The following is an 18,138-nucleotide window of genomic DNA, read 5'->3' on the forward strand; positions in this document are numbered from 1 at the left end:
GGATTTTGGTGTGTGTGTGGTAACCTCACTTTTATCCTAAAATTATGGGGGTGGCAAGTTTTTTGCTTATAAACCCTTTTATATCAAGGAATTATTAACTTTTTACTATAGATGTTTTGACAATACGGCTAGATTGGGAGGAGTAGAAATATGGAATGGAATTTGCGTGAAATTGTCGTCATGTCTACGTTGGCTGTTGCTTTCGCTATCGTCTATTTATTATTTTTTCAGGTCGGAAGCATCATGGTTGGCTTTATGGGACCAATAGGATATGAACCGATTTTTGGAATTTGGTTTATTGTTTCAATCATTTCAGCTTATATTATTAGAAAACCCGGAGCTGCCTTTTTAGCTGAAACGATTGCCGCCTTCGTTGAAGTTTTAATAGGAAATGTGAATGGTCCGAGATTGATATTATCCGGAATGATTCAAGGCTTGGGGGCGGAGCTTGTTTTTGCGGCTACAGGATGGAAGCGATATAGCGTCCCGATTTTAATCGCGGCCGGTATGGGGTCTTCCGTTTTTAGTTTCGCTTGGGGGTATTTCCTCTCTGGCTTTCAAGCTTTGTCGCCTCAATATGTTTTATGGATGCTGATCATCCGGCTCGTTTCTGGAGCTTTGTTGGCGGGATTATTAGGCAAATATATAAGCGATACGCTTGCGAAGACAGGAGTGCTGAATGGAATGGCACTTGGAAAGGAAAGAAAAAGGAGAAAAACGGCATGACTCAGTTGTTGGAAATAAGTCACTTTTCCTTTTCGTATGACGACTCAGAAATGCATATCTTAAATGATATTTCTTTTTCAATTGAAAAAGGGGAAAACCTTTTACTTATAGGTCCGAGTGGATCAGGGAAAAGTTCACTTGCGTTATGCATCAATGGACTTTTTCCCAGATCCATTGATGGATTTAGCAAAGGTGATATTTATTTGTTTGGTAAAAATATTGGTGAATATTCACCGGGTAAAGTGAATCAAATGGTCGGTATCGTCTTCCAAGATCCTGAAACCCAATTCTGTATGTTGACCGTAGAAGATGAAATTGCTTTTGGCTTGGAAAATTTGAACGTGCCGCGTGAGGAAATAGCTGAGCGGGTTAAATGGGCAGCAAGCGTAATGGGAATAGAAAACAATTTATCTGATAAAATAGCTGCTCTTTCGGGAGGAATGAAACAAAAAGTTGCATTGGCATGTGTATTAGCGATGAAACCGAAGTTAATCATTTTAGATGAACCGACAGCCCTGCTTGATCCTTTGTCCACTAAAGATTTTGCTGAAACCATTCGGCGTCTGCAAAAAGAATTGCAATTTTCCCTAATTATCATTGAGCATAAGCTTGATCATTGGCTTAGCTTTACCGATCGTTGCTTAATCCTTTCGGATTCCGGAAAAATCATGTTTGACGGGCAAACACGAAGTTGCTTTCAATCCCATCTTGATCTATTAAAAGAACTAGGTATATCATTGCCGCAAACATTATTACTTAAAGAAAACTTTTCGAATTCAAATGCAATTCCTTTAACCATTGATGAACTCATTGAGGAGCTTGAAGAAATCCCGGATATAATAGAAAAATCAAGACTCCCTAAGGGAAACATACTAGAAGCAAGAAATCTTACTTTTTCACGGAAAAAGAATCGTATTTTACAAAACATTAATATCAATATTCCAAGAGGCTCCTTAACAGCGATAGTCGGCCCGAATGGGGCAGGTAAAACGACACTTTCGTATGTATTAAGCGGCCTGGAAAAGCCAGAAGCAGGAGACGTCTTGTTGGAAAATCGAAATCTGGCAGCTTATTCGGATTTGGATTTGAGTAAAAGGATTGGCTATGTTTTTCAAAATCCTGAACATCAATTTATTGCTGAGTCGGTTTACGAGGAAGTGGCTTTTTCACTGAAAATGCAAGGTGTAGATGTAAAAAAAATGAATGAGACGATAGAAGAAGTTCTCGTGTCATTTAGGCTAAAACAAGTTGAACATCATCATCCTTTTTCACTTAGTCAAGGGCAGAAAAGAAGGTTAAGTGTAGCAACGATGCTTGTAGATGAACAAACTTTATTAATTTTGGATGAACCAACTTACGGACAAGATGCGGATACGACAAAAGAGATGATGAATATGGTTGAAAAACGGCTACAATTCGGAGTTTCAGCTTTGATGATTACTCATGATATGGAACTTGTTGATTCATATGCAGATCAGACAATCGTATTAGTTGACGGAGAAGTGACTTTTCAAGGAACTCCTTATCAACTCTTCACCAGTCCGGAAGAATGGCTGGATAAGGCACAGCTTCAACTGCCGGTAAAATATGAAGTAAGAAAACAATGGAAACAGCGGAGGGAACGATTTGCAACTACATTCCGTTAACCCAAGTATAAAAGCATTGGCAGTTATCATTCTAATTTTTTGCATTTCATTTTCATATGATCCAGTGACCCCATTTCTATTATGGCTCCTTATTTTGGCTGTGACTTTTTTGTTTGGGGAGATAGAGCTGAAAAGATGGTTGCTCTTTTTTCTTCCTTTTTTCATATTGGCATTCGGCTATATATCGACAATAGCAGTATTTTCCCATCCCCCTGCAGAAATAGAGACAATCAATCTATTTAAAATAGGGCCAATCACCATCACAGACTATGGTCTCTCCACTGGATTAGCCCTTGGACTGCGAGTATTGTGTTTTACGAGTCTATCTCTTTTATTCATTATGACAACAAATCCGATTCACTTCATTTTAAGTCTTGTTCAGCAGTGTAAAATGCCGCCGAAACTTGCGTATGGAATCCTTGCAGGCTATCGATTTTTTCTGCTTTTACATGATGAATTAAAAATAATCCGCCGTGCTCACCACATTAGAGGGGTCAATCGTATGGAAGGGTTACACGGAAAGCTAGCGTCCAAGACCAAACTCATCATCCCTTTACTCGCAAGCGCCATTCGAAAAGCTGAACGAACAGCGATTGCAATGGAATCAAAAGGATTTACCGGATCACGAAATCGCACGTACTTCCATAAATTCTCCGTCTCCGTAAAAGACTGGGTTTTCTTAAGTGTAATGGTTAGTCTCTTTTTTGCTAGCTTGTTCATTTCGATATGGGGAATCGGATATAAATTAGGTGAATAACGTATGGTCCTGTTATTAAGTATAATCATAGTTGTTTTACTTGCGATTATTGTGGCACAATCTTATTTAAGAAGAATCATGAAGAGGGACCTTAACGAAATACAAAAAAACTCTCTTATGAGGAAAGCCTCAAAGAAAAAGTCCATATTGAATTGTTCAGCGAATAGAATATTGCTTCCTATTATGATAGTCTCGGATTCAAAGAATTTGCTGTCGGCATGAAATATTTTAAGTAGATAGCTGTACAGTAATATTATTTGAAGCTATTAATCGATAAGAAAAATGGAGGAAAAGATATGAAAACATTGTTTCACTACAATTGGCAAGTCAGGGAAGACTGGTATCGTTGGTGTGAAAACATCGCTGAAGAAGAACTGCTTCTTAACAGAACAGGTGGAGTAGGAGGAATATTGCAGACGCTTTTCCACATAGTTGATGTTGAGTGGAGCTGGATTCGAGTTCTTCAAGGAAAACCGGATTTTCAGGAGAATTTTGAGGAATTCTATAGTTTAAAAAGAGTACGGGAGCTTGATGCAAAATTTAAATCTGAAGTTGAAGAGTTCGTTCTAAATTGGCAAGAGGACATGGAGGATAACTTGCTTCACGATACATTGCCCGATGGACGAATCGTCACTGATACTTGGGGAGAAGTTATGAGACATGTGATTGCTCATGAAATTCATCATATTGGCCAATTGTCCATTTGGGCTAGAGAATTAGGTGTAAAACCTGTATCAGCTAACTTGATTGGGAGAGGTCTTGCGTCAATAGCTAAAGATAAATAAAGTGATCTAATCAAGTGGGCCTATCAGGTGCCTTTTTTTAATGCCTTTTTTCTCAAAATGAAGAATCCAACTTCTTAATCTGGGATAAAAGCCGTCAATATAGTAACAACAAACTTTAAGAAAACAGCCATCTAAACAAAAAGATGTTAATAATTTCACATTCTTATAATTATGATCAACTAAGGCATACCAAAGGGAGGAGTTTTTTTTGAACGAATTTTTCTATTGTAAAGGAAAATTTCCTATTGCAACATTGTATGTAAAGGTGTATATTCATTTGTGAATAATATAACTTACACGTGTAAAGACAGGGGTATGCGAAGGTGAACTTAACAAAAACTCAATCCACTATTTCACGAAAAAAATTACTTAGTATCGCCGGTCTTGGATGGGCATTTGATGCCATGGACGTCGGAATATTATCATTCGTCATTGCAGCGCTTGCGATTGAATGGAATTTAACGCCGGAGCAAATGGGCTGGATTGGTAGTGTTAATTCCATCGGTATGGTTGTAGGTGCATTAGTATTTGGAATAATGGCTGATAAGATTGGGCGTAAAAATGTGTTCATGTTAACATTGGTCCTATTTTCAGTCGGAAGTGGATTGTCGGCACTTACGACGACATTAACGGCGTTTATGGTCTTGCGTTTTTTCGTCGGAGCGGGACTTGGAGGAGAACTGCCAGTTGCATCGACGCTCGTTTCTGAAAGTGTTGAGGCGAAGGAAAGAGGTCGTATTGTTGTCCTTTTAGAGAGCTTCTGGGCGGTTGGCTGGCTAGTGGCAGCACTGATCTCCTATTTCGTCATACCCGAATATGGTTGGAGGGTAGCGCTCGTTATCACAGCTTTACCGGCATTTTATGCGATTTACTTGCGTATAAAGCTTCCTGATTCGCCGCAGTTTTCAGCGAAGAAAAAATTGACGCAATCTGTTTTTCAAAATATCCGTGATGTTTGGTCCAAAAAATATGTAAAAGCGACCATTATGTTGTGGATTGTATGGTTCATGGTTGTATTTTCGTATTACGGTATGTTTCTATGGCTGCCGAGTGTTATGGTAATGAAAGGTTTCAGCCTCATTAAGAGCTTTGAATATGTTCTAATAATGACACTTGCACAGCTTCCGGGCTATTTTACGGCGGCCTGGATGATTGAGCGAATGGGCAGAAAATTTGTACTAGCTCTATATTTGCTTGGTACGGCTATTAGTGCACTGATTTTTGGGAATGCTGACACAACAGCTATCCTACTCACCTCTGGTATCTTCCTATCATTTTTTAACTTGGGAGCATGGGGAGCGCTTTATGCATATACACCGGAGCAATATCCGACAATTATCCGCGGAACTGGTGCCGGGATGGCTGCTGCTGCCGGCAGGATAGGCGGAGTATTGGGACCGTTATTAGTCGGGTCCCTTGTCGCCGCCAAAATCGATATCGGCATTGTTTTCGGGATATTTTGTATCGCCATTGTCATTGGCGTAATTGCTGTCATTTTTTTAGGAAAAGAAACAAAACAAATCGAATTGGAATAATTGTAGTACTTGGTACTGCTAATCTGAAAAAGCCTCAAGTTCATAAACTTTAGGCTTTTTTTAGTTTACTAGGCCGATAAATTCCTTAACGAAATCCCAACAATTGTACCCCCTGCATACACCCAATGCATAAGATAATACAATCCATGCAGTGAGGGGTGAAAACGGAGTGGGGCTATTTATTAATAAGAACGAGAATCCAAATGTTTTTAAAAATAATGAACAAATTCGTACACATAACCAAGAGTTTTATAAGGTTGATTACTTGTCAGAATTGATTACGCAGCAGAGGGAAGCCAATGAGGTGTTGACTCATTCTTTCCTCGATTTAAAAATTTTATATGAACAGCAGGAAAAAACGCATACGGAACAGTGGACAGAAATTGGTGATCATCTGGATGAATTAAGGGATATTCATTTGAAGCATGAACATTTTGAAGGAGAAGTCATTGAATGGCTGTCGAAGCTGAATAAAAAGAATGCACAGATGATAGAAAATGAACATGCTTTAAAACAAGAATGGCTTGAACAAATGTCGAAATTAAGTGAAATGAATGAAGAAATCGTCAATCGTTTAAAAAAATCTGAATCTGCCAATGAACAGCTCGCATTAAAAATGAAAGAACAGATTGAATTGCAAAAACTAATGAAAGAAGAACTTTCAGGACAAAAGGATATTCAGGAACAAGTATCAAGCAGGTTAGAAAATCAAGAGGCATTAACGGAGAAAATATTAAGAGAAATAAGCCACCTTCGATCAGTACTATTTGAACGTGCCAGCTTTTTAGCAGAAAAAATTGAAAATGGATTTAAGCTAACATCCGCTTATGTCTATAATTTGATGAATGGAAATGACCAATCGCTAACATTATTAATGAATCCTGAAAAGAAAGAATCCAAAAGACAAGAAAGGTGATGCCCGTTTGCGGCATCACCTGTTTAAATTATTTTACTACGTCTTTATTGGATAAAGGTAAAGAAATCACTTTTCCACCAATTTGGACATGAACATTATCTTTGAAAATTGCTTTCACGATTCCTTTTAAGGAGATGGATGAATTAACAGTTATCGTTTGTTTATCCAAATTTTCTGCAGTCATACCATTACACGCCTCCCTTGTTAACTTAGTGATAATAAAATTCCTTATAATAAAGTTTATGATAATTGTAGTAGAAAAAACATCATGTATTTTTAGCAATTATAACATGAAACCTAGTATAGATACCCATATTTTGCTTAAAAAAACGGTTAAAAAATTTGGTAAGGAGCATGTCCAAGATTAGCAGAAGTATTGACAGTTAAAAGGCAAAAAATACATGAAGTCCGTTTATCCGTAAAGAAATAAGGTTTCACGGAAACTGATAACAATTCACGATAAAGATGTTGTTGCATATTTATGTCGGCGCCATCTTTTTTTAATGTTTATCATGTCGTATTTGTGGTAAACAACATTAAAAACGATGATTGCGGAGGATATGGCAGTAATTTTAATGAAAAGTCTGTGTAACATGACGAGAGGTTATTGAATGGAAGCATATGCACTTATACATCGTATTTAGTTATTTGTAATGAATCCGGAATCCCCGTACCATTAAATATAGGTCGTTTATCCGCTTCGGTGCTCAAGTTATTCTTCAGATTCTTCCTTCCATAAATCTGTAAAAGTTCTATTCTTTAAAAACAACCTGTTTAATTTAAAAAACTATGAAAAAGGGGTTTTATTTGTTATGCGAAAAATTTACATGTTTGTGTTTACTAGTATGCTACTCTTACTTTCTGCATGTAGTAGCGGCGCAAGTTCAGAAAGTATTAAAGTAATAAAATTTGCAGATGCCGGCTGGGATAGTATTCGTGTCCATAATAGCATCGCGCAGCTTATCATCGAAGAAGGATATGGGTATGACACTGATGTAACTGTTGGTACGACGGCAGCAACAGTGCAAGCGTTGGAACAAGGCGATGTCAACGTATACATGGAACTATGGACAGATAATATTAAAGAAGTTTATGAAAAGGCAATTGAAAAAGGAAGTATTGTTAAGGCTTCGACCAATTTTGATGATAATACCCAAGGCTTATATGTTCCTACGTATGTGATCGAAGGAGATGCGGAACGAGGAATTGAACCAGTTGCCCCGGATTTAAAAACAGTTGAAGACTTAGCGAAATATCCAGAGGTTTTTAAAGATCCGGAAGATACAAGTAAGGGGAGAATCGTTGGTGCACCATCAAGTTGGGTCGTAAGTGAGCATTTAGCGACTAAGGTGGAAACATATGGGTTGGATGATAAATTTAATTACTTGGCGCCTGGATCGGATTCTGCCATTGTCGCATCATTAGCGGGAGCATATAAAAAAGGAGAGCCATGGGTTGGGTATTATTGGTCGCCAACTTGGGTAACAGCTGGTTACGACTTAACACTGCTTGAAGATCATCCTTATGATGAAGAAGTGTGGGAAGAGAATAAAGGAACTGAATTCCCGCCAAATGATGTTGTCATTGCGGTTCATAAAGATTTTCCGAATCAAGCAAAAGAAGTATTTGAGTTTCTAAAAAACTATGAAACAAGCAACGATCTAACAGAAAAAGCGCTCGATTATATGGAAGAAAACGAAGCGGAAGCAGATGATGCCGCGAAGTGGTGGATGCAGGAGTATGAAGATGTTTGGACTAAATGGGTACCTGAAGATGTAGCGAAAAAAGTGAAGGAATCATTGAAGTAAAGGAATGAGGATAGAGCTGCATTAGTTGCAGTTCTCCTCTTTTTTAAAGATAGTGGATAAAATTTGTGTTGGAAAGGTGTTGGGGCGGCTGTATTAATCAGCCCAATTCATATGAGTGAATTTCCTGATATACGCATACCGATTGGTAATGGCGTAGAAAAGTTTATTGACTTTTTAGCGGAAAATTTTAAAGCGTTCTTTGATTTTATATTTGTCATCGCATCAATGTCGATCAAAGGATTGGAATCAGCGTTAATCTCGATTCCATGGTGGGTTTTCATCATTATTGTTTTTTTACTAGGTTGGTATTTTACAAATGTGTACGGTGGCTTGCTATTTTCGTTTTTCATGTTTTTAGTCGGGTCTTTCAATTTGTGGCCAGAAATGATGACCACCGTTGCCATCGTACTGATCTCCGTTTTACTCTCTCTAATCATCGGAATCCCACTTGGAATTTTAATGGCATTTAATAAAGTGTTATCAAAAGCGATGCGGCCTTTGCTTGATGCGATGCAGACGATGCCGAGTTTTGTTTATTTAATTCCAGTTATCTTCTTTTTCCCGCTCGGAAACGTTCCGGCCGTGATTGCGACGGTAATTTATGCATTGCCGCCTGTTAGTCGCTTAACCGAACTTGGGATCCGAAATGTGAACAAGGAAGTTGTTGAATCAGCGCAGTCATTCGGATCTTCGACCATGCAAATGTTAGTAAAAGTACAACTGCCTCAGGCATTGCCGACGATGATGGCTGGAATTAACCAAACAACGATGATGGCCCTTGCGATGGCGGTCGTCGGTTCCATGGTTGGTGCGCAAGGACTTGGTGAACGAGTTTTATACGCAATCAATCGCATCGATATTTCATTAGGATTTGAAGCAGGAATTAGCATCGTTTTCCTGGCAATTATAATCGACCGCATTACAGGTGGAATTGCTGAGCGTCTTCAAAAGCACAGGAGGGAAGACTCGTGACTGTAAAAATGAAACTTGAAAATGTATCTAAAATATTTGGTAAAAGAGCAAAAAGGGTAATCCCTATGATTGAAAAGGGAGAATCAAAAAGTGACATTTTAGCGAAAACAGGCCATACTGTCGGCGTTTATAATGCATCCATGGAAATAATGGAAGGGGAAACCTTTGTTATTATGGGGCTTTCCGGAAGCGGGAAATCAACTTTAATTCGCTGTTTAAATATGTTGAATCGCCCTACAACCGGAGCGATTTATGTAGATGGCGAAAATATCGTTGAATATAATGCGCAACAGCTAAAATATTATCGCCAAAAGAAAATTGCAATGGTATTCCAGCATTTTGGTCTTTTTAGCCATCGCACGGTCCTCGGAAATATTGAATATGGCTTGGAAGTACGAGGCTTGCCTAAAGAGGAACGACGAAAAATCGCGCAAAATCATTTAGAAGTAGTTGGGTTAAAAGGGTATGAAGATAAGTATCCGGATGAGCTTTCCGGAGGGATGCAGCAGCGCGTTGGGATTGCGCGTGCCTTGGCGAATGATCCTGATATTTTATTAATGGATGAACCATTTAGTGCGCTTGACCCATTAATTCGTAGAGAAATGCAGCTGGAACTTCTAGATATTCAAAATCGACTTCAGAAAACGATAATTTTCATTACCCATGATGTGAATGAAGCGTTTAAAATTGGAGACCGTGTCGCAGTGATGAAAGATGGAAATGTCGAACAAATTGGAACACCGGAGGAAATATTAGAACAGCCCGCGAATGAATATATTTCTGATTTTATAAAAGATATTGATCGCTCCAAAATTTTACAAGCCGAACATATAATGGTGAAGCCATTTGGACTAGTGTCTTTAAAAGACGGATTGAACGTGGCGATTAAAGTGATGAGAGAAAATGGGATATCGAGTGCCTTTGTCGTCGATCGAGGTCGGCGGATCCAAGGACTTGTTACGATTGACGGGGCGATCGAAGGTTTGAAACAAAAGAAAACGTTGCAAAATGTTTTAGACACAGACGTCAACACGGTTGATCCTGCTGAATATGTGCAGGACATTATTCCAAAAGTGCTAGAATCTAAATATCCGATTGTCGTCGTGGATGAGGAAAGGCAAATAAAAGGGATCATTTTAAGAGTACATGTGCTGGCAAGTTTGATTAGTGAGAATGGTGAAAATGGCGATAGTGGGGATAAGAGCGAAAGTGATGTGGATGGAATAGACGGCAACGAAAATGTAATTGTGTAGAAGATGGTAAGGATACGGGTAAAATGCATAGATGCACCCGTATCCTTGCTTTTTTATGTAAAGGCAACGATGACCGGTTCAATATGCCCATACACCAGTTTTTTTCTACAAAAAGGTCACGATGAGCAGTACAATGTGCCCGACCACTCGTTTTTTTCAATGGAAAGGTCACGATGAGGCTCCAATGTGCCCGTTCACTCATCTTTTTCAATGGAAAGGTTACGATGAGGGCTCCAATGTGCCCGTTCACTCGTTTTTTTCAATGGAAAGGTCACGATGAGGGCTCCAATGTGCCCGTTCACTCGTTTTTTTCAATGGAAAGGTCACGATGAGGGCTCCAATGTGCCCGTTCACTCGTTTTTTTCAATGGAAAGGTCACGATGAAGGCTCCAATGTGCCCGTCCATTCGTTTTTTTCAATGGAAAGGTCACGATGAGGGCTCCAATGTGCCCGTTCACTCATCTTTTTCAATGGAAAGCCCACACGATGAAAAGTTCAATGTGCGCTTTCCGTTGTATTTCTACTTAAAGAGTCCTGCTAGTTTTCATTTGCCAAGTTTTATTTAAATAATCCTATCTCCCTTAACCCGGTTGACAGTCTATCGATTGTTTTTTTAATTTTTGTCCGGCGGTCCGGAAGTAATATCACATTGGATAGTCGAGCAATCCTCTCAACGACTTCATCAATAGTCATATCATCGGTATAGATATGCTCTCGAAATGTATTTTTCGATAAGCTTTCCAGACGTCCCTCTATTTGTTTGTGTGCCCATGAATTCTTTCCATCTAACCTCTTTTTCAATCTTTTTTCAATTGTCTCTTTCGAAGCAGACAAAGTAAAATGCTTAATCTCAATACCGTCAGCTCTTAACCGTCCAACAATTTCTTCAAAATAAGCCTCAGTTGTTAGAGTCATCGGTACAATGAGAATACCATCATACTGTTCCGCCACATGTCTTAATAATTTATAATTTGCCTCCCGCCATAAAGGATAATCCTGAAAATCACCCTCCGCTATCTCCCTAGGCACATTCCTCATCAAAACATACCCAAACCTCTCCGGGTCATACACATGAGACACTTCAATCCTTCGCTGCAACTCATATGCAGTCGTCGACTTTCCCGACCCAAACGTCCCATTAATCCAAATAATCAACACATGCCACTCCTTAATTGTTCCGGTGCCAGGCACTCGAACAATTCAACCAATTTCGAATTGTTTCGGAGTTGTTTGGGTGCCTGGCACTCACTCAATTTTGCGATAGTAATCTGTTTCGAGTATTTCCGTTGAGTAGTAGAATTTTGCTTCTACGATGGAGGAAATGTATTTAATGTAGTCTTTATCGATTTGTTCGCCGGTGTTTGCTGTGAATGTGCGGGTTTCGGCGTTGTACATTCCTTTGTCGGTTATGAAACTTTTATTTAAAAATAGTACAAGCGGGTCAGCGTCAGAAAAAATGTCTTTTCCCATTAGAAGTCGGGAATCATAATCAAGACCCAGCAAATTAGATAGTGTTGGTAAGATATCTAAGCTTGATGCAGGTTTTGTGATGACTTCCGGTTTTATTCCTTTTGTATAAAGGATAAAGGTATTTTTATAAAGTTCAAAGTTTCTTTCAACAGGATGACCGGCAAGTTCATCAATTGTCTGGTCGTCGAGGCCATATGGATAGTGGTCAGCGCTCAAAGCAATCAAAGTTCGCTCGGCAATTCCTGCCTTTTCTAATTCAGCCAACAAATGCTCTAAAGCACGGTCTAGTTCGAGTTGTGCGGCTAAATAAGCTTTTGCCTGATCGGAGTAAGGCAAATCTTCTACAAATTTTTTGTTTTTCCACGACATGTAATTTCCAGTAAAAGAATATTGCATATGGCCGCTAACTGTCATGTAATACGTATGAAATGGCTCATCAGCAATGTATTCCGGAACCGTTTTTTCCATCATTTCCAAATCAGATTCTGGCCAAGTTTCTTTCACATTAAGTCCTTTTCCAAGAGCTTTATAGTCATATCCTAAATTCGGATGTGAAGTATTTCTGCCATAATATGTGTACGTATGGTTATGATAAGCCCTCGTCGAATAATTTCTCTTTTGCAACTGATTCCCAAGGACAAAGGGGAGATGGTTCTTACTTGATTCTTGAAAACTCCAAACGCCACTTTTTGGAATTAATCCTTGTAAGGCAACATATTCCCCATCTGAAGTACTTACTTGCCAAATAGGTGTATAAAAATTTGTAAATTGGTACCCTTCATTGGCGAGTTTATATAAAGTAGGCGTTACATTCTTGTCGATGGCGGCTGGTGAAAAACCTTCCGCTGTGAGAAGGATAAGATTGTATCCTTTAAACTTCCCAGTGTAATCATTTTTTTTCGTCGGTTGAATATTAGCAAAATATTTATGCATGTCTTGGATTGCTTGATCATTTTCCTCGGAAATAAGTTTGGAAAAATCAATATCCAACACATTGTATTCCACTACCTTTTCTTCCTGTTGCTTTTCTGGCAGCTCTTCGGCAGGTTGTTGTTCAATTGGATTTGGTTCGGGCTCAGATATAACGGGAGCCTTTACATCGGGAGACCAATGAGTAACCAATCTTTGGAAATCGATTCGCATTGAGGTGAGTAATCCAAGATGTTCAACCGAAAGCAGGGTAGAACTATTGTTAAAATATAAGTCATAAGCAGTGTTTTGCTCATCTCCGCTTGCATATACCGAAACAATCCCTGCTAAATAACATAGGAAAAATAAAAATATAAATACACCGCGTTTTACCCAGCTTATCTTATTTAACGGAAACATTTTCTTGCCAAAGACAATAAATATTATAATAGGAAATAATAATAGGATGGCAACGATCAAATGGTTAAGTAAGTATTGGACAACATCCTTCCAAAATTCAAAAACCTGAGCGCTTTTTCCTAAAGAGTACATACTGTAAAATGTTCGGAAAAATTGAAAATAAATAAGCTGAGAAACATATATAAAAATTACTGCGATAAAAAGAAAACTAGAAAGTAGCAATCGTGCAGTACCTTGGAAAAAGCTGCATATTAAATAGATTGCCACCATGTAGGCAGCTAGAAAATAAAAGGAAATAACAATATCTGTATACGAAAACGTATTGATCGTCGATAATCTAAAAACAATATCAATAAAGCAAATGGAAAGAAAAAAGTAAATGAATAGTAAATCTTCTTTTAACATAGCAATCACGTATTTCACCTCCGTAGGGGCCAGGTTTATGTTGGCTCTTTTCTTATTAAATGTAGATTTTGTTCTAAAATTCATTAAACTTCCAAATAGCTGTAAAAGCCTGCTTTTGGACTTTTACAAACAATAAACTTTAAAAAAACAGCCTGCATTTATTTAGACGAATTTGATAATGAGGAGTTACACGCTTCAAAAAAAATAGGCTTGAGTTAAATATATTTTTATTTTACTGGATGTATGAAAGCTTGACTCCTACTTTTCTAAGTTTCATAAAAATTATTTTTTTGTGAATTAATGTGTAGTTGCGTTTTATTGAATGATGGATTGGTGCAGCTATAACTTTTATTAAAAAGGTATAAGGCGACCTATTTTTCAGTTTCTAATTTAAAAAGTCCCTAGGAATTCCGTGACAAGAGGCCAGTACCTTCATAAAAAAAACGACTCCAACAAAGAGTCGCCAACTAGAAAATTTGCAGATATATTAGCTTGCCTCGAGGAATATTGCTATTCTGTTTGATTAACTTATATCAAGGCATTTCGTCTTCTTTAATACGATTTTTAAAGGCTTCATGAGTAACAATGTTTTCCATTTGCTCGGTTTGCCTAGTGTGATTCTTCTCTTCAGTTAGGCTATTTTTGGGAAAGTTACCGGGATGACCTTTTTCTTTATGGTTAAAACCTTTGCCACGACTCATATTTTTTCGCTCCCTTCCATATTTGCCTCTATAGTTTGAACCACTAAATAAAAAATATGAATAAGATTTCGTTTTTGCTTCCAAAAGCAAGCAAAATAAAAAAGAGCATAAATGCATATGCTCGATTTCTAAGGTACACGGAATGGTTACAATTTTATTCGTTCCAAGGCATTTAGAATGGCGATTGCATTTGCCACTCTAAATACTAACTGTATGATGTTTTGAATACTGCAAGTGGTCATTTAAAAGCTGAATCGCAAGCTTTTTGTTTTTATCTTTTATCGCATCAACTATTAATTGGTGCTCAACGGTCGTTTTGTTTCTATTTTTTTCGTCCATATCAAGGGAGACGCCCGAAAAATATTGAACGATGACATCGGTTAATTGCTTAAACAGCTCATTATTCGTTGCTTTAATTAATTCTTTATGAAACTCGATATCTAGTTCTTTGAATGTATTGGAATCCTTTGTTTGCGACATATCAAAGATTATATTTTCCAATACTGTCAGTTGCGTTGTATTTGAATTGTTGATAATCTGTTCAATCGCCGTTTTTTCAAGTAACTGTCTTAGTTCAAAAAGCTCTTCAATCCGGTCATTACTCATTCTCCAGAAAAATAATAAATGGTTTAGAATGACGCTAGTATCATCTGTATTAACAAAAGCGCCTTCCCCGTGGCGTATCACAATAATTCCAGTTGATTCCAATGCGCGCAACGCTTCTCTTACAATCACCCTGCTAACATCTAACATTACGGCTAAATCCCGTTCAGAAGGAAGCTTGTCACCTGTTTTCAATTGGTGGTCAATAATATATTGTCTTAAATTTTCACTAACAATTTTACTTAAAGTAAATCTTTCTCTATCTTCAATCCGTTTCAATACAATCACAGCCTTAATTTGTTTTAATCTTCTTTCCAATCATCGAGTAAACTATACAAATGATGTAGATGCGTCTCCATCGCTTGCTTTGCTTTTTCTACATCTTTATTTAGAATACACTCAATAATTGTTTGATGTTCTTTATAAGAGGCAACATATTCATCTAAATCCACAATTTTTTCTAGTTGATTCATGCTAAAATATTCAGTAATGATGGAGGATAACTGGATAAAAGTTTCATTGCCCGTAGCATTCATTAACGAACGATGAAAATGCAAATCTTCGTTTTTGGGCTTTTCTCCATTTTTTTGCTTTTACCAAAAGGGCTTCGTTCCAATAGGACATTTGCTTAATTTTTTCTGGGTCATCATGATTTATGGCAAGACCTATTGCACCTAGTTCAAAAATGATTCTCGTATCAATGACTTCTTTAAATTTCACCTTATCAATCGTTAAAAAAGGGGATATATTTCGTAAAATGCTTTGAATCTTAATTTCTTTTACAAAAATGCCAAGTCCTTGTTTAATTTCAATAATCCCTTGTGATTGTAATGTCTTTAACGCTTCCCTTACAATAGTCCTGCTCACCCCAAGCATGTCTATTATTTCTTTTTCAGTAGGGAGACGATCACCAGGCTGGCATTTATTTTCGGATATATATGATTTGATTCTTTCACTAACAACTTCTGATAACGTCTGTTTACGTTGGACAAACATGGCTTACGCCCCAATCTAATTTAAGTGGAATTAGGGAATTCTTACTACTCTATTATAACGATAGATTCTCGCAGAATAACTACTAAAATATTTTTTATAAAAAATGATTGACATTTTTCCTGAAAGCGATTAATTTTAAATTACAAGCTTCAAGTGGTCAGACCATCAGATGACCGTTAAGTTAATTTTACACGTTGGAAAAATTTTAATCAACTGTAAGATTTAAGTTGGTTAAAATTAGAATCTATCTAACTGGTAAGACCATAGTATGATAGTTTTGAATATATACTATGTCAATAAATAAGAAAGAAGATGAAAATATGACAGCATGGGATTTGGACAAGTTTAAAGGTGTTTTTGTAGCGATGTACTCTGCTTATGACGAGGCGGGAGAGGTAAGCCCGGAAAGAGTAAAGAAGCTTGCTAGATATTATGTGAACTCCGGAGTAAAAGGATTATATGTCGGTGGGAGCTCTGGTGAAGGGATTCTCCAAACCGCTGATGAAAGAAAAGCAGTTTTGAAAGCGGTTATGGAAGAAGTTGGACAAGAACTAACAATCATTGTTCACGTTGCGGCCAACTCAACAAAAGAAAGCAAGGAATTAGCTATTCATGCAGAAGCTCTAGGCGCTCATGCCATATCAGCAGTACCTGCAATTTATTATCGCCTGTCTGAGAAAGCGGTTGAAAGACATTGGCAAGAAATGATTGATAGTTCATCACTTCCTTTCATTATCTATAATATTCCTCAAACAACAGGCTTTAACTTGACGCAAAGCTTATTTAAGAAAATGGCAGCACAAGATAAGGTTATTGGAGTTAAAATGTCTGGCGAGAGTGTGTTTGAACTTCAGCAATTTAAAGCAAATAGTGGAAAAGAATTTCTAGTATTTAACGGTCCTGATGAGCAATTTTTGGGTGGACGAATTATGGGCGCAGACGGAGGAATTGGCGGTACGTACGGTGTGATGCCTGAATTGTTCTGCCAACTAGACACTTTTTTCAAACAAGGTCAAATTGAAAAAGCTCAAGATCTACAAAATAAAATTAACACTATTATTACAAAACTATTAAGCTATCCTTCCTTATACGGTGCGACAAAAGCAATCTTAAGTTTAAGAGGCATTGAAACGGGTTCACCTCGTTTACCTTTATTGCCGGTAGAAGAAAATGATTGGGAATCATTGCGAGAACTTAATCAAGAGATTGAGAGCTTAATAAAGATTTACGCATAATTAAGCATTTTGATGTAAAGGAGGAGAAAAAATGGAAGCGAAAGCGAACATCGCAGATAAAACAGTAGAGATTAAAAACCCAAAAAACTCTACTTGGGAACAAGTGAAGAAAATGAAATTGCTTTATGTCATGCTGCTGTTCCCAGCAATCATGTTATTTATATTCAATTATCTCCCCATGTATGGGGTCATTATAGCATTTAAGAATTTTTCACCAGGACTCGGGATTTGGGATAGCCCATGGAATGATTTGGAACACTTTAAAAGATTATTTACAGACTTTATGTTTTTGAGAGCGTTAAAAAATACGTTAATTATTAGTATTTTGAAAATCGCTATAGCATTTCCGGCACCTATTATTTTTGCCCTTTTGCTCAATGAGATCCGTAATCAAAAATTCTTAAAAGTAACCCAATCGATTTCCTACTTACCACACTTTATGTCTTGGGTAATTTTGTCAGCGATGATTATTGAAGTATTTTCACCGCAAAGAGGGATCATAAACTTTATCATCACATCGTTCGGTGGAGATCCTGTAAACTTCTTGGCTAGTAAAGTATTCTTTATTCCGGTTCTTTTATTAACCGATATTTGGAAGGAAATTGGATATGGTGCCATCATTTATTTAGCAACGATTGCATCAATCGATCCGGCATTATATGAAGCTGCTGAAATGGATGGAGCAGGCAGATTTAAAAAGATGATTCATATTACACTTCCTTCGATTATGCCGATGGTTATTATTCTTTTTATCCTCAGGCTTGGAGGCATCTTGAATGCCGGGTTTGACCAAATCTTGAACTTGTATAATCCTCTTGTTTACGAAGTTGCGGATATTATCGATACGTATGTTTATCGAAGTGGTTTGGAACAATTCCAGTTCGATTATGCAACCGCAGTTGGATTATTTAAAAACGTGATCGGCATCATCTTTATTCTAGGTGCCAATGCCATTATTCGTCGAAAAAGTGAACATGGAATTTGGTAGAAAGGGGATCATT

At 37.6% G+C, this 18,138-nt stretch carries 18 protein-coding genes; 11 read left to right on the forward strand and 7 right to left on the reverse strand.

The annotated features are described in order from the left end of the window. Positions 1–150: 150 nt before the first annotated feature. From NQ185_RS12685 to NQ185_RS12710, 6 genes are all read left to right on the forward strand, one after another. The gene (locus NQ185_RS12685) at positions 151–726 is read left to right on the forward strand and encodes an ECF transporter S component (protein ID WP_257582242.1); all 576 of its coding nucleotides are present in this window, start codon (positions 151–153) and stop codon (positions 724–726) included. Next, complete coding sequence (locus NQ185_RS12690) at positions 723–2,372, forward strand: ABC transporter ATP-binding protein (protein WP_257582243.1); 1,650 nt, start codon at positions 723–725, stop codon at positions 2,370–2,372. Before NQ185_RS12685 ends, NQ185_RS12690 begins: the two co-directional genes overlap by 4 nt. Continuing rightward, on the forward strand, positions 2,353–3,129 hold the full coding sequence (locus NQ185_RS12695) for an energy-coupling factor transporter transmembrane component T family protein (RefSeq protein WP_257582244.1): 777 nt from the start codon (positions 2,353–2,355) through the stop codon (positions 3,127–3,129). The genes NQ185_RS12690 and NQ185_RS12695 overlap by 20 nt, the downstream gene beginning before the upstream one ends. 296 nt (positions 3,130–3,425) lie before the next feature. After that, entirely contained in the window at positions 3,426–3,914 is a 489-nt protein-coding gene (locus NQ185_RS12700; RefSeq protein WP_257582247.1) for a DinB family protein, read from the forward strand. 323 nt (positions 3,915–4,237) lie between these two features. Beyond that, complete coding sequence (locus NQ185_RS12705) at positions 4,238–5,449, forward strand: MFS transporter (protein ID WP_257582248.1); 1,212 nt, start codon at positions 4,238–4,240, stop codon at positions 5,447–5,449. 169 nt (positions 5,450–5,618) lie between these two features. Next, positions 5,619–6,365 (forward strand): hypothetical protein, encoded by a 747-nt coding sequence (locus tag NQ185_RS12710; protein ID WP_257582249.1) that lies wholly within the window; start codon positions 5,619–5,621, stop codon positions 6,363–6,365. Positions 6,366–6,393: 28 nt separating this feature from the next. Here the strand turns inward: NQ185_RS12710 and NQ185_RS12715 are convergent, their stop codons facing one another. After that, on the reverse strand, positions 6,394–6,549 hold the full coding sequence (locus NQ185_RS12715; protein WP_257582250.1) for a hypothetical protein: 156 nt from the start codon (positions 6,547–6,549) through the stop codon (positions 6,394–6,396). A gap of 628 nt (positions 6,550–7,177) precedes the next feature. Between NQ185_RS12715 and NQ185_RS12720 the strand changes: the two genes are divergently transcribed. The 3 genes from NQ185_RS12720 to NQ185_RS12730 all read left to right on the forward strand — a co-directional run bounded on the left by NQ185_RS12720 (position 7,178) and on the right by NQ185_RS12730 (position 10,398). Next, on the forward strand, positions 7,178–8,173 hold the full coding sequence (locus tag NQ185_RS12720) for an ABC transporter substrate-binding protein (protein ID WP_257582251.1): 996 nt from the start codon (positions 7,178–7,180) through the stop codon (positions 8,171–8,173). A gap of 63 nt (positions 8,174–8,236) precedes the next feature. After that, on the forward strand, positions 8,237–9,145 hold the full coding sequence (locus NQ185_RS12725) for an ABC transporter permease (protein WP_307000917.1): 909 nt from the start codon (positions 8,237–8,239) through the stop codon (positions 9,143–9,145). Further along, on the forward strand, positions 9,142–10,398 hold the full coding sequence (locus NQ185_RS12730; RefSeq protein WP_257582252.1) for a quaternary amine ABC transporter ATP-binding protein: 1,257 nt from the start codon (positions 9,142–9,144) through the stop codon (positions 10,396–10,398). The genes NQ185_RS12725 and NQ185_RS12730 overlap by 4 nt, the downstream gene beginning before the upstream one ends. Before the next feature lie 558 nt (positions 10,399–10,956). Here the strand turns inward: NQ185_RS12730 and NQ185_RS12735 are convergent. From NQ185_RS12735 to NQ185_RS12760, 6 genes are all read right to left on the reverse strand, one after another. After that, complete coding sequence (locus tag NQ185_RS12735; protein ID WP_257582253.1) at positions 10,957–11,553, reverse strand: AAA family ATPase; 597 nt, start codon at positions 11,551–11,553, stop codon at positions 10,957–10,959. Positions 11,554–11,643: 90 nt separating this feature from the next. Continuing rightward, the gene (locus NQ185_RS12740; protein ID WP_257582434.1) at positions 11,644–13,602 is read right to left on the reverse strand and encodes an LTA synthase family protein; all 1,959 of its coding nucleotides are present in this window, start codon (positions 13,600–13,602) and stop codon (positions 11,644–11,646) included. A gap of 533 nt (positions 13,603–14,135) precedes the next feature. Beyond that, positions 14,136–14,303, reverse strand: coding sequence for a hypothetical protein (locus tag NQ185_RS12745; protein WP_257582254.1), 168 nt, complete (start codon positions 14,301–14,303; stop codon positions 14,136–14,138). A gap of 198 nt (positions 14,304–14,501) precedes the next feature. After that, entirely contained in the window at positions 14,502–15,185 is a 684-nt protein-coding gene (locus NQ185_RS12750; protein ID WP_257582255.1) for a FadR/GntR family transcriptional regulator, read from the reverse strand. 23 nt (positions 15,186–15,208) lie between these two features. Further along, complete coding sequence (locus NQ185_RS12755) at positions 15,209–15,442, reverse strand: FCD domain-containing protein (protein WP_257582256.1); 234 nt, start codon at positions 15,440–15,442, stop codon at positions 15,209–15,211. Beyond that, entirely contained in the window at positions 15,423–15,902 is a 480-nt protein-coding gene (locus NQ185_RS12760; protein ID WP_257582258.1) for a FadR/GntR family transcriptional regulator, read from the reverse strand. Before NQ185_RS12760 ends, NQ185_RS12755 begins: the two co-directional genes overlap by 20 nt. Before the next feature lie 320 nt (positions 15,903–16,222). Here NQ185_RS12760 and NQ185_RS12765 point away from each other — a divergent pair, with 320 nt between their 5' ends. Both NQ185_RS12765 and NQ185_RS12770 read left to right on the forward strand, forming a co-directional pair. Beyond that, positions 16,223–17,137, forward strand: a complete 915-nt coding sequence (locus tag NQ185_RS12765) for a dihydrodipicolinate synthase family protein (RefSeq protein WP_257582259.1) — start codon at positions 16,223–16,225, stop codon at positions 17,135–17,137. Positions 17,138–17,168: 31 nt separating this feature from the next. Further along, complete coding sequence (locus tag NQ185_RS12770) at positions 17,169–18,125, forward strand: ABC transporter permease (RefSeq protein WP_257582261.1); 957 nt, start codon at positions 17,169–17,171, stop codon at positions 18,123–18,125. Positions 18,126–18,138: the final 13 nt, after the last annotated feature.

Source organism: Lederbergia panacisoli (genome assembly GCF_024626525.1).
GTDB classification, from domain to species: Bacteria; Bacillota; Bacilli; order Bacillales; family Bacillaceae_C; genus Lederbergia; species Lederbergia panacisoli.

What these genes read in the sequence shown, in the direction of transcription:
- NQ185_RS12685 (WP_257582242.1), top strand. Translation starts at nt 151, where the DNA reads ATGGAATGGAATTTGCGTGAAATTGTCGTCATGTCTACGTTGGCTGTT.
- NQ185_RS12690 (WP_257582243.1), top strand. Translation starts at nt 723, where the DNA reads ATGACTCAGTTGTTGGAAATAAGTCACTTTTCCTTTTCGTATGACGAC.
- NQ185_RS12700 (WP_257582247.1), top strand. Translation starts at nt 3,426, where the DNA reads ATGAAAACATTGTTTCACTACAATTGGCAAGTCAGGGAAGACTGGTAT.
- NQ185_RS12715 (WP_257582250.1), bottom strand. Translation starts at nt 6,549, where the DNA reads ATGACTGCAGAAAATTTGGATAAACAAACGATAACTGTTAATTCATCC.
- NQ185_RS12720 (WP_257582251.1), top strand. Translation starts at nt 7,178, where the DNA reads ATGCGAAAAATTTACATGTTTGTGTTTACTAGTATGCTACTCTTACTT.
- NQ185_RS12740 (WP_257582434.1), bottom strand. Translation starts at nt 13,602, where the DNA reads ATGTTAAAAGAAGATTTACTATTCATTTACTTTTTTCTTTCCATTTGC.
- NQ185_RS12745 (WP_257582254.1), bottom strand. Translation starts at nt 14,303, where the DNA reads ATGAGTCGTGGCAAAGGTTTTAACCATAAAGAAAAAGGTCATCCCGGT.
- NQ185_RS12755 (WP_257582256.1), bottom strand. Translation starts at nt 15,442, where the DNA reads ATGAATGCTACGGGCAATGAAACTTTTATCCAGTTATCCTCCATCATT.
- NQ185_RS12760 (WP_257582258.1), bottom strand. Translation starts at nt 15,902, where the DNA reads ATGTTTGTCCAACGTAAACAGACGTTATCAGAAGTTGTTAGTGAAAGA.
- NQ185_RS12765 (WP_257582259.1), top strand. Translation starts at nt 16,223, where the DNA reads ATGACAGCATGGGATTTGGACAAGTTTAAAGGTGTTTTTGTAGCGATG.
- NQ185_RS12770 (WP_257582261.1), top strand. Translation starts at nt 17,169, where the DNA reads ATGGAAGCGAAAGCGAACATCGCAGATAAAACAGTAGAGATTAAAAAC.